Source organism: Alkalihalophilus marmarensis DSM 21297, assembly GCF_000474275.2.
Classification (GTDB): domain Bacteria; phylum Bacillota; class Bacilli; order Bacillales; family Bacillaceae_D; genus Alkalihalophilus; species Alkalihalophilus marmarensis.
This window is the reverse complement of the sequence record NZ_ATAE01000003.1, coordinates 192,219-204,406: the sequence shown is the minus strand read 5'-3', so window position 1 is coordinate 204,406 and position 12,188 is coordinate 192,219. Positions and strand designations below refer to the sequence as shown.

General features: G+C 36.7%; 11 protein-coding genes. 3 read left to right on the top strand and 8 right to left on the bottom strand.

The features are described 5' to 3' along the window. Positions 1-193: 193 nt before the first annotated feature. The 5 genes from A33I_RS01085 to A33I_RS01065 all read right to left on the bottom strand — a co-directional run bounded on the left by A33I_RS01085 (position 194) and on the right by A33I_RS01065 (position 6,528). Positions 194-1,228 (bottom strand): zinc-binding dehydrogenase, encoded by a 1,035-nt coding sequence (locus A33I_RS01085; protein WP_022626631.1) that lies wholly within the window; start codon positions 1,226-1,228, stop codon positions 194-196. Between the two features lie 5 nt (positions 1,229-1,233). Then, entirely contained in the window at positions 1,234-2,280 is a 1,047-nt protein-coding gene (locus A33I_RS01080; protein WP_022626630.1) for a galactitol-1-phosphate 5-dehydrogenase, read from the bottom strand. A gap of 11 nt (positions 2,281-2,291) precedes the next feature. Further along, a complete protein-coding gene (locus A33I_RS01075; RefSeq protein ID WP_022626629.1) occupies positions 2,292-2,582 on the bottom strand; it encodes a PTS sugar transporter subunit IIB in 291 nt (96 codons plus the stop codon). Between the two features lie 20 nt (positions 2,583-2,602). Next, positions 2,603-4,651 (bottom strand): BglG family transcription antiterminator, encoded by a 2,049-nt coding sequence (locus A33I_RS01070; protein WP_022626628.1) that lies wholly within the window; start codon positions 4,649-4,651, stop codon positions 2,603-2,605. 302 nt (positions 4,652-4,953) lie between these two features. Further along, a complete protein-coding gene (locus A33I_RS01065; RefSeq protein ID WP_022626627.1) occupies positions 4,954-6,528 on the bottom strand; it encodes a Vga family ABC-F type ribosomal protection protein in 1,575 nt (524 codons plus the stop codon). A gap of 565 nt (positions 6,529-7,093) precedes the next feature. Here A33I_RS01065 and A33I_RS01060 point away from each other — a divergent pair. Together A33I_RS01060 and A33I_RS01055 are read left to right on the top strand one after the other, a co-directional pair. Further along, a complete protein-coding gene (locus A33I_RS01060; protein WP_022626625.1) occupies positions 7,094-7,540 on the top strand; it encodes a PH domain-containing protein in 447 nt (148 codons plus the stop codon). Positions 7,541-7,554: 14 nt separating this feature from the next. Next, a complete protein-coding gene (locus A33I_RS01055) occupies positions 7,555-8,016 on the top strand; it encodes a hypothetical protein (RefSeq protein ID WP_022626624.1) in 462 nt (153 codons plus the stop codon). Between the two features lie 114 nt (positions 8,017-8,130). On the opposite strand, the gene xylB is transcribed toward A33I_RS01055, so the two are convergent. Beyond that, a complete protein-coding gene (gene xylB / locus A33I_RS01050) occupies positions 8,131-9,630 on the bottom strand; it encodes a xylulokinase (protein WP_022626623.1) in 1,500 nt (499 codons plus the stop codon). Between the two features lie 157 nt (positions 9,631-9,787). Between xylB and A33I_RS01045 the strand changes: the two genes are divergently transcribed. Beyond that, on the top strand, positions 9,788-10,408 hold the full coding sequence (locus tag A33I_RS01045) for a YesL family protein (RefSeq protein ID WP_022626622.1): 621 nt from the start codon (positions 9,788-9,790) through the stop codon (positions 10,406-10,408). A gap of 25 nt (positions 10,409-10,433) precedes the next feature. Here A33I_RS01045 and A33I_RS01040 read toward each other — a convergent pair whose 3' ends face one another. Together A33I_RS01040 and A33I_RS01035 are read right to left on the bottom strand one after the other, a co-directional pair. Further along, the gene (locus A33I_RS01040) at positions 10,434-11,255 is read right to left on the bottom strand and encodes a carbohydrate ABC transporter permease (protein WP_022626621.1); all 822 of its coding nucleotides are present in this window, start codon (positions 11,253-11,255) and stop codon (positions 10,434-10,436) included. Positions 11,256-11,270: 15 nt separating this feature from the next. Next, a complete protein-coding gene (locus A33I_RS01035) occupies positions 11,271-12,149 on the bottom strand; it encodes a carbohydrate ABC transporter permease (protein ID WP_022626620.1) in 879 nt (292 codons plus the stop codon). Positions 12,150-12,188 lie beyond the last annotated feature (39 nt).

Below are 12,188 nucleotides of genomic sequence, written 5' to 3'. Positions count from 1 at the left end.
ATTTAGTTTTCACACTGCCTGGTGTGGGTTGTTGTAATTTTCATATACCTTTTAATATTATCATTCATTACTCATCATTAACCTAAGGTTTCATTCACTTTTGTGTCTAAATAACTGTGTAGCTTTGTGATAAAAATTCAAAAAAAGACACTTTATCCAATTAGATAAATAAAGTGTCAATTCAGTAAAAGTCCTATTGCGATTTAATCATCACCTTAATTTCATTGCCTTCAATTACTGCTTCAAAGCCTTTTCTCCACTCTTCTAAAGCCACAAATTTAGTAATCATTTTATCAACATCAATCTTGCCTTCCTCTAAGAGAAGCAATGCTTTTTCCCAAGAGCTCGGCTTTTGAGAACGTGTACCTATGTAGTTTATTTCTCGTTGTACAATAGCTTCTTGGTCGAGTGGATTGGTTTTATTTGCAAATATCCCAACTTGAACGAAAGTACCCTTTTTCTTAACGAGAGGCAACCCCTGATTTAAAGCCGCAACCGCACCTGAACATTCGAAGACCTTATCAACTCCATATCCATCAGTGTGTTTAAAAACTACTGCAGCTAAATCTTCTTTTAGGACATCAACTACAACATTAACACCTAATGCCTTAGCTAGCTCTAAACGATCATTATCCTTGGTGATACCCGCTAATATTACAAAAGCTCCTTGTGCCTTAGCCACTTGACATTGTAATAAACCAATTGGTCCTGGACCAAATATTAACACTACATCATCTTTATGAATCGATGTTTTCTCCAATCCAGCATGGACGCAGCAAGCAAGGGGTTCTGTTAAAGCGCCTGCCTCTAAACTGATTGTATCAGCTAGAACATGTACACTTTCTTCACGTGATAACACATATTCAGCCATACTACCGTTAACTTGAGTACCAATTCCTTTTCTATTAGAACAGAGGTTATAATCTTTCTCTAGACAATATTTACACTCCCCGCAAGTAGTAAAGGTCGTTTCACTTGTCACGCGGTCTCCTACTTTTAAATATTTAACATCCGGCCCTACTTCTACAATTATTCCTGAAAATTCATGTCCTAACACCACAGGAGTTTTTGAATTTTTGTATTCACCGGTGAACGTATGAATATCGGTACCACAAATCCCAGTAAAAGCAACCTTAATTTTCACTAAATCATTTTTAACTTTTGGTTCCTCCACTGTCTCTAATGACATCTTGTCATAACCAGCTTCTTTTTTTAATACTGCTTTCATTTTGATCACTCCTTATTTGGTAGAATTAATACTTTTCCATACGTTTCTTTTCGGTTGATCATCATATCGAATGCTTTCTGTGTTTCCTCAAGTTTGTAGCGATGTGAGATTAATTCTTTTAACTTAATCCGTCCATTTTGAATATATTCAATACTCTTTATCCATTCTTCCCCAGGAAAAGGAGCAGAATAGGAATTCCAAAATCCTTTAAGTGTTAATTCTTTTCTAAAAATGCTTTCGAAGGCGTGTTCTTTTAAAAGTACATCAGAGTAAGCAATGCCTAAATACCCCACTTTACCCTTTTTACGAGTAACAAGAAGACACTGTTCTTGCGTCACTTTGGAACCAGCACATTCTAATGAAAGGTCTACACCTTCACCATTGGTATATGATAAAACAGTTTCTACTAAATCTTCTTTTAGAGGATTAATTGTTCTCTCGCACCCCATCATTTTGGCCTCTTCTAATTTTTCATCGGATATGTCGATTGCAATAATTTCTTTTACTCCAGCAATCTTCAACCATTGAATAACTAGAATCCCAATTGTTCCAACTCCAAAAACAGCTGCTTTATCCCCAATACGAGGGTGTATATGTAGCACACCATGTAAAGCTACTGCGAGAGGTTCGATCATCGCAGCTTCCTCAAAATCCATTCCATTTATAGGTAATACATTAGTTGCTTTTATATTGACGTATTCAGCAAATCCACCAGGTGATTTCGACCCAAGCATTCCATGATTCTCACATAAAGAGAACTCCCCACTATTGCAATAACTGCACATCTTACAGGGGGTAAAAGGAATGGCCACAACTCTATCACCAACCTCAACATTTGTAACAGCATTCCCTCTTTCTACTATTAAGCCTGAAAACTCGTGACCCATAATAGCTGGCAAACTATACTTCCACTCTGTCATTAATTTATGGGTATCAGAGCCACAAATCCCCGCTGCCATTACTTGTACCTTTACTTCATCTTCCTTACAATGATCAATGTCTACTTCTTGATAGATAATCCTATTCTCTGAATGCAACACTGCGGCTTTCATAGTTCCTCCTATCACTGCTTATTTTTTAAAAGATTCAGTATTTTTCGATCCAGCTCTTCCATACCAACCCCAGATACATAAGCTGTTGCAATGATTGAAGGTATGTTATAGGCTCGCGGAAGAATGGTTGTCGAAATCACCAAACTTGCTCCGTCCTGGAGGGATGAAACCTCTGAAATCATGCATTGGATGACCTGAGCACGAACTTTCTGTTCCTTAAATAACGTTTCAACTCTTTCGCACACAATCGTTGAAGTAGCAATACCTGCTCCACATGCAATTAGCACCGTTGGAATACTCATATAATTACCTCCAATTTTTTCTACAGGGCAGTCTTGATCAATTGATGAATGTTCTCTGCATCTTCAGCATTCTTTATCTCATGAATAACTTCATTCTTTTCTGCTAATTTCATTAGTTGGAGTAGGGCTTGCAAATGTTGATTCTTATCGACTGCTGCAATAACTACGATTAAATGTATTCTCTCATTCTCTTTAAAAAGCAGTCCTTCCTTGATTTTTAGTAAGCTCATTCCCACTTTATGAACCCCATCATCAGGCCGAGCATGAGGAATAGCAACATTTAATCTAAGAACTATATTAGGTGTCATTTCTGTATATTGATTTTTCATAGCTGTAATATACTGCTCTGTTATTACTCCTTGCTCTAGTAAAGGTGCAGCTGCTAGTGAGAGTGCCTCTTGCCAACTCGAAACAGATTCTATTACCTGGATAGTATCTGATGTAATAAAATCAGTTAACTGCTCCCCTTTCTTTGTTGAGGTTTCCTCAGTAGCGACTTTAAGTGAAAAATATTCTTGAAGTGCTTTCTCAAGGCCTGGTCTTTCATGAATATCTGCATGTTTTTCAATTACGTGCATGAGCTGGTCAATTTTCACAACAGAAGAATTCAAACCAAAAATCACTTGCATTACTCTCTGTCTCAACTGCCTCTTTTCAAAATCTGTTATAAATTGATCGACTATAAAGAGATGTTTTTCTGTTTGTAGAGGGACTGGTGAAAAAACTAGATCATAGTCTAAATCTAATTTTTCAAATTCACGGATCGAAAATGCTTGATAGAAATAAAACTCAGGAAATAAATCTCGTAAAGTATTTTCCATCAGTCTTGAAATTGAAACTCCATTCGGACATACAACAGCAGCTTTTTTCTTAAAAGAAATCGTTTCCCCACTATTAATAAGGTGACCACCAATAAAAATAGTGATAAACATAATTTCATTTTCAGGAATGTCGGTTCCTATATAATCCTTGAACGGCTTAATTGAGTCTTTTACGATGAAATGAATAGCTTCAAACTCTTCGCTCACTTTATTGAGTATTGAATATTCCGTTGTAAGAGCATATTTGATTCGGTAATATGCAGGTTTCATATGCAATACTAATCTATCTAAAAGAGCGTCTTTTTCCTTAAAAATAATGCATGCTTTTTTCTCAAATAACTCTAAACTATCTCTTAAAGCTCTTTTTAAGTGAGGCAATTCACTTTCCGTTAGAAATTGGGATGTTAATACGTTAGAGGTTAAAAGTTGAAGCGTAATAAATAACCTCTCCTCCTTCGGGATATTCTCTATATCTTGTATTAAAATTTCCGCTGCCTCAAATTCTTTTGTATCGGATAACTCATCGTAGTGTATGTGATAGGAATCTTTTAATAAATTGCCCTTCTTAATTCTCTTTAATAGAGCTGCAATAATATAAGGTAGTATTTTAATTCGTTCGTCAATAAACTTTAATTCTAAACGATTTTCAACTTCAACCATTTGTTCCTTTATTTTTTCAATATTAGCAGAAGATAGTTGAACAAATTGCTGAATATAGATTTCTCCTTTATAGATGTTAAAGACTCCCCTTAAAACATCTATAAGCAGCCTCCGTTTATTCCACTCTGTTCCAACCACGTCATAGCCATGCATTCTAGAGTATGCAATTTCCAAATGATATTGGTTCACCATTTTTTGAGCTGCTTTCATATCTCGTAAAATAGTATTCTTACTAACTTGAAGCGCGCTTGAAAAGTGAATTAACGATAACTCTTCTTCACTGCTTAAAAGAATTAAGATAATAAACTCAGCACGTTCCTTTTCTGATGGAATATATTGAGTTGGTGAATTATTTTCTGTGTTATCTGCAAATAATTCAATTAATATAGGATTGACAATAAAATTACCACTGTTCGTTCTTGTAATAGTTGGGTAATTATTATCCTTTAGCCAGCTATTAATTTTACTGAAGCTATAACTGATTTGTCTTCGGGACAAACGATACTTATTTTCCAATTCTTTATTGGATATATCTGGATTACCGACAACTTTTTTTAAAATTGAGTTGCTCCTCTCATCTAGATACATAAGCTACATCCCCCTTGTTTAGTTTTATTTTAACAGCAAATAGATTACCTTTGATGACGCTTTCATTCTCATTTCTTGACTTCTCTTTGTGCAACGTGATGATACAATCTAGTCTCTATAAATTATTTATTTCGAAATAATAATTTATATTTATCCTAATAGATTACAGTAATTTGAAAAACAAAATCAAAATCAATTTTTGTCGCTATATTTGTTGACACTTTTATGAACCCTCTCTATAAGCATGATTTAAAAAAGAGGAAGCTTGACGGTTTAAAATACCTCAAGCTTCCTCCTCTTTTTCAAGATTGATTTCCTTTAGGCTTTCTCCTCTCCTCAACCAGTCTCTGAAATTCTCTTTCTAATTCCTCCGTTGGTTCGATACTCAATCGGCTTAAAACTTCAGATATTTTCGTTTCTAGAATAAGTGCCTGGTCTTCGCTCATATCTCGATTTTCTATTGACTCATATTGTTTATATTCCTTATAGGACCCATCAAAATATTTCAGCTGCTTGTGTTCAATCGCTATCACCTTTGTCGCCACATTTTCAAGAAAACGGCGGTCATGTGAAACGACTACTATACTTCCTTTATATTCTTTAAGCAATGATTCTAATGCCTCTACTGCCTGCATATCTAAAAAGTTGGTTGGTTCATCTAAGATAAGAGTATTGATATCACTTACAAACAACTTTGCTAATGCTACCTTCACACGTTCTCCTCCACTAAGCACCTTGACTGGCTTGTGGACATCCTCCCTTTTAAAGTGAAGTCTTGCGAGAACTGTACGAATGAGAGTTTCATTTTGTATAGATCCCTCCCTCACATTTTCTAATATGGTCTTTTCTAGATTAAGAATCGAGAGATCTTGACTGAAATAACCCATTTTAAGTGATGGTGAGAGCTTGATTCCTTCATCTGCTTGTATCAACTTTTTAATAAATGTGGTCTTCCCGCTGCCATTCGGTCCAATTACAGCTGCCTTATCCCCGCCGCACAGGTAAAAGCTGTTCGCTTCAAAGAGGAGCTTGCTTCCAGCGGTGCCTCGCAGGTTTTTTGTTCTAATCATAATCCTTCCATTAAATCGATCTTCATTAGGCAGCGTCATTTTCAGCTCGGCAGGTTCATTTGGCTTTTTAACTTTTTCAAGCTTATTAAGCCTTGTTTCTATTGATTTCCCTACTTGCTGAAGTTTTTTCTGCTTCTTTGCATAATAAGGTTTAGCTCCAGTAATACTGGCTTCTGAACGACTAATATTCTTTGGTTTTTTCGTCGCTCTTTTTGCTTTCTGTTCTTTTGCCTTTAATGCAGATTCCAGTTGTTTTTTCTTCTCTTCGTACTTCTCATAATCAGTCTCATGTTTACGCTTTTGAATCTCTTTTTGTTTAACATATTCCGTATAATTCCCTTTAAATTCATTTAACTTCTCATCACTTAGCTCCCAGATCTTTGTGCATACTGCATCTAAGAATGCACGATCGTGAGAAACAATAACTAAAGCTCCCTTCCACCTTTTTAATTTCTGTTCCAGCCATTCAATATGATCTGTATCTAGGTGAGTGGTGGGTTCATCAGCTAACAGGAGCTTAGGTTCCCTCAACAATGCTTGATTAATGTATTCTTGAGTTACCTCTCCCCCGCTTTTAATCGCGTCTGTCCGCTTTAATTGCGGCAATATTTCACATGTACTGTGCTTGATGACGCTGCCTTTATCAAATACAGTCTCTCCGGCCAGTCCTTTTAATAAAGTCGTTTTCCCACAACCGTTAGGTCCAACTAAGCCAATACGCTCACCATTTTCAATCTTTAAAGACTCAATGGTAAATAACGTTCGTTCCGCTACACTATGTTTTAGATTACTTGCTTCTAGCAACATGACACCATCTCCGTTTTCTATAATGTACTTGGAGACAAAGAAAGCCTCCTATCCTTGTTCAGGATAGGAGGCATACGTATAGCAGGGTGCACCAAATAATAGAGACTATTATTGATGTTATTCCAACTATAGAAGACCAATCCTATCCTGAAAACGATAATTGAGGCATCAATAAATAAAACAGGGAACACACCTGCTTTAACATGCCTTCAATTGGTTGTTTTCTAAAATAGGATTAGTACTTCATGTAATTGGGTCACCACCTGTCATCTAATTAATTTTACTGTATGACACCTTAAGAAAGTTGTCAACGCTTGATAACCCCACAAGATTATATGGTATAATTTAACAATAATTAAAGGAGTTGATAAGATGAGCGAGCAACAGAAAGATAAGGACATGTTGCTGAGCACCACGATTGGCATCATCGGTGATGTTGTACTATTTATCCCAAGATTAATCACGGGCTTTATTCGAGGTATTTTTTAAAACCTTACTCCGCTATTAAATGAAACCTGCCTGCTCCTTTCTGCGTATACTATTATATGCGAAAGGAGCGAGAACTTTGTATTTCCCTTCAAAAAAAGATACGTGGCTGACTATTTTATTGTGGGGTGTAATTCTCTTATTTATTATCACTCCCATTTTATCTATACAAATTGACCAAAGTCCTCTAACTCAAGTCTTTGAGATTTTTATTACGTCTCTCCTTGCTGTTTTTATCGCATGGATTTGGTTTAAGACTGGCTATATCATAGAGGACACTACCTTAAAAGTCGTATGCGGACCGTTTAAGAAAAACGTCCTTATACATGAAATTAATGGCCTTAGGAAAACGAAGAATCCATTTTCCGCACCTGCCCTTTCTATCGACCGATTAGAACTCAGCTATGGCAAGGTAAAAGTGTTAACGATCTCCCCAGAGGATGAAGCCGAGTTTATTCGAATACTGCTACAAAAGAATTCAGATATAAAATTATGGTATAATAAGCCTTCAACAACCAATCGATAGATGATGGAGGCAATATGTTAACTTTTGAAGAAAAACTAGCGATAATTGAATCTTTTCCAGAGCTTGAGCGCAAAGATGTCTCACTTGGCCGAGTTAATTTTCATTACAATGAAAGCTCATATGATAACAAGAATGTTGTGTACCACTTGCACCCGAATGGAAACGGGTTTGTGTACGCAGGGAGAATGACTGGGTATACGACCAATGACAAGGGTATGGTCAATATTCGTGACTTCACTGAGAAAGCTCTGCGTGCGACGATCCGTAAATCAATTCTTTCACTAACTCCTAAAGAGGAAGTGACCGATGAACCATTAGAGGAAACATGGATAAATGAGAATACGGTGACTCTTACTATTCTTAAAGAAGAAGACATGTGGAATGTATATGCTGATGATGACAGCTTAGACGGAACATTTACAACCTACCGGGAAGCCGCTAATTATTTAGAGGCTGAAGGGTTTGAGAGAATATGAAAAGTAAAAACGACTTATTTCTACAAATAGAAATAAGTCATTTTTTATTTGTTTGTATCTATCAATTAACCCAATTCAGAGATAACCTTTTGAAGAGCTGCCATGAACTCATTTCTATTTTCTAAACTTTACTAATTCTTGATTTATATCTTGTGTTAATGAATAGACATTCTTATACAAACGAAAAAGCTCTTTATATAGTCGGACATTGTGTTCTTGAGGAAGAAATTCTTTGTCTACTTTTAAGAAAGTATCAGCACATTCATTCAAGGAAGTGAACCACCCACAACCAACTGCAGCAAGCATAGCCGCTCCCATTCCTGGTCCCTGTTCACTTTGAAGCTTTACAATTCTTGCATTAAAAATATCTGCTTGCATTTGCAACCACACTTCATTTTTAGCTCCACCACCGGTTGAGATGACGGTATCGATTGTTTTACCATGCTTGCGAAAGATTTCAACAGATTCATTTAAAGAAAATGTTATCCCTTCAAGTACCGCACGAACAAAATCTTTTCGCTCATGTGAACTATCTATTCCGATAAAGCTGCTTCGTATCGTCGAGTCAACATGCGGTGTTCTTTCTCCGACTAAATAAGGTGTAAATAATAGACCATTTGCACCGACAGGTACTTCTGCTACCTCTGCTAATAAACTCACAAAATCCTCCTGTTTTGCAAATACTTCTTTAAACCAACTGAGACTATATCCAGCAGATAAAGTGACCCCCATCGTATAAAAAGCATCAGGAACACCGTGGTTAAAATAATGGACCGTGCCCTTAAAGTCTTTATCTTCATAAGTTTCATAAGATAACACAACACCAGATGTACCAATACTCGCTAACGTTTTCCCTTCTTCAAGTATGCCAGAGCCAATTGCCCCGCAAGCGTTATCTGCGCCCCCTGCAAATACTCGTGTATCAGGCGTTAATCCCGTTTTCTCTGCCACGTCAACAAGTAAGGTTCCTACTTCTTCATGAGACCCAACCAACGGCGGGCAAAAGTCTTGCGCGAGTTCAAACCGGTCACACATCTCGGTGCTCCACTCTTTTGTTGCAACATTGAGTAATAGTGTCCCCGCAGCATCTGAATAGTCCATATGAAGCTGCCCAGTTAACTTAAGGCGCACATAATCTTTTGGAAGCACGAATGTGGAAGCTTTTGCAAACAACTCTGGCTCATGTTTTTTCACCCATAGGATTTTAGGTAACGTAAACCCCTCTAGAGCTGGATTTTTCGTTAGCTCTAGTAGACGCTCTTCACCAATCGTTTCATAAATCTCCTCACATTCAGAAGTGGTACGGGTATCATTCCACAAAATTGCATTTCGAAGAGGCTGTTGCTGTGCATTTAGAAGGATCAGGCCATGCATTTGTCCTGAAAAGCTGATTCCCTCAACAGTTGCAGCATCTCCTGTGAAACCCTTCATCAATTCAGCTAACCCTGCTACAGTTTGATCAACCCAGTCTTCAGGATTCTGCTCACTATAGCCTGTTTTTTCATGAATTAAATCGTATTTTTTTGATACTTCTTTTGTTACCTCTCCCTTTTGATTAACAAGCAATAGTTTGACCGCACTTGTTCCTAAATCTACTCCGATCACATATTTCATCTTTATAACTCCTCCCCTATCTTACATTTCAGTAAGCTTTTTTATTTGTTGTTTGTTAATCTATTAAACAAACTAAGTGTTGAATATTTGATTAGAAAACAATACAATTCATTTATACTCTACTAGATAAGCGTTATAGACTAGGAGGTTACTTCACATGAGTCGGGCACTGTACAGTATTTTTGAATGGATTACACGCTTTGCTTACATAAATCTATTATGGATAATTTTCACATTGGCAGGAGGGATCATTCTAGGATTATTCCCCGCTACTGTAGCTATGTTTTCATTGGTTAGACAATGGTTGACAGGAAATTCGGATCAACCAGTCTTTTCATCATTCTGGCAATACTATAAGAATGAATTTTTTAAAAGCAACCGCTTAGGGATCGTAGTTTATCTACTATCTGCTGTGTTTCTTTTTAATCTTTTCTTTTTACAAGCGAATATCGGTGAACTATTTATATGGACATCTGCTCCTTTGCTTGCTGGATTGCTTCTGTTTGTCATTTGGTTGTTCTACCTTTTTCCGACGTATGTGCATTATAACTTGAAGGTGAGCCAGCTTTTCAAAAATTCCTTCTTAACGATGCTAGTCAGCCCGCTCCATACTTTAATCATCATCATTAGCCTAGGAGCCAGTTATTTCATATACACCGTTATTCCCGCTCTAGGTCTTGTTTTCGGGGCAAGTTTTTATAGCTTTATCACCTTATGGATTGTGATGCATTCATTCAGTCGCATCCAACAAAAACAAACCATGAATAAAATCACCTGACTTATCATAAGGCAGGTGATCTTTATTAGCCTTTGACAGCACTTGATGAAATCCCCTCAACAATTTTGTTGCTGAAAAATAAGAAAGCAATCAATATAGGTAATACGCTAATGACAAGAGTCGCTCCAATTGCGCCCCAATCCGTCATATATTGTCCAACAAAATTTTGTATCCCTACGGTTAATGTCTTATATTTATCTGAGCTGATAAATGTATTAACAAATACAAACTCATTCCAGTTATAAATCATATTGATAATGGCTGTAGTAGAGAGAATTGGTGCTGAGATTGGCAATAGAATAGTAAAAAACAAGCGATGCAATGAAGCGCCATCGATAATGGCTGCTTCTTCAATCTCTCTTGGAATCGTGTAATAAAACCCAAGAAGAATCATCATTGTGATTGGTAAGTTATATGCCGTATACGTTAAGACGATCGCCCAAGGATTATCGATCAAATTCACATTTAAAAACATGCTGAAAAGGGGAATTAAAGCTGAATGAATTGGGATCATTAAACCTACCATAAAAAGCCCTAGCACAAATTTATTTAATTTCCAGTTCATTCTCGTAATAACGAAGACTGCCATGCTTCCAAATAAAAGAGTCAGAAAAATTGATACGCCTGTGATCCAGACACTATTGAAAAAGTACGTTCCAATGCCACCTTCCCATACGCTTAAATAATTCTCCCATTTAATTTTAGAAGGGAGAGCAAAAGGAGAACCGGCAAAGATTTCACGATTGTCTTTTAAAGAGAAAAGAAACAACCAAATAATAGGGAAAATTTGAAATACAGCCACGATACTTAGACATAGGTAAAGAAAGAAATATCCGATACGCCCCATTATATAAACCTCCCTTTAATATTGAATCTCATCTTTATTAGCTGTCAGCTTACGAATGAAGATTGTTACGAGTAACGTGATAAGAAGTAACATAAATCCTACCGCACTACCGTAGCCAAAGTTATTATTTGCAAATGCTAGCTTATACATATATGAGGCCATTACTTCACTCGCACCATTAGGACCTCCGCCTGTCATAACCCAAATTAAATCAAAGTACTTAAGGGAACCCACAATCGCCAATACAATGGTCACTTTTACGACACCCATAATCATTGGAAGTTTAATGCGGTATGCAATTTGAAAAGGGGTTGCCCCATCAATTTTAGCTGCCTCTACGACTGATTCTGGAATGCCTTTTAAAGCTGCATAGTAAATCAAAATATAAAACCCTGCATATTGCCATAAAATAGGTATGAAGATTGAATATAGTACGATGTTCGGGTCCGCTAACCATAACGGAGGATTTTGCACACCGAACGCCTGTAGGATGGTGTTAAGCATACCGTTAGAAGGGTTATAAATCTTTATCCATAGCTGTGCAATCGCTACAGATGATAGCAACATAGGAATCAAATAGATTTTTCTTAATAAATCAGAACCTTTAATCTTTGAAGCTAGGATCATTGAAACTGCTAAGTAGATAACGAGACTAGCAGTTGAAAAAAGTGCTAATAAAAAGGAATGACCAGCACTTTCCCAAAACCTCGAATCTTGCAGCACGTTGATATAATTCTCCAAACCAATAAACTGCATTGTTCCTATTCCATCCCATCTCATCAACCCATAATACCCTGTAAGGACTAGGGGGATAAAAATAAAAATACCTAATAACAACAATGCAGGGAGAATGTAAAGAGATATAAACCATTTATTTGACATGACTTTGTTCATATCAATGAACCCCCTAAAAGAGAATCGAAAAGGACATTC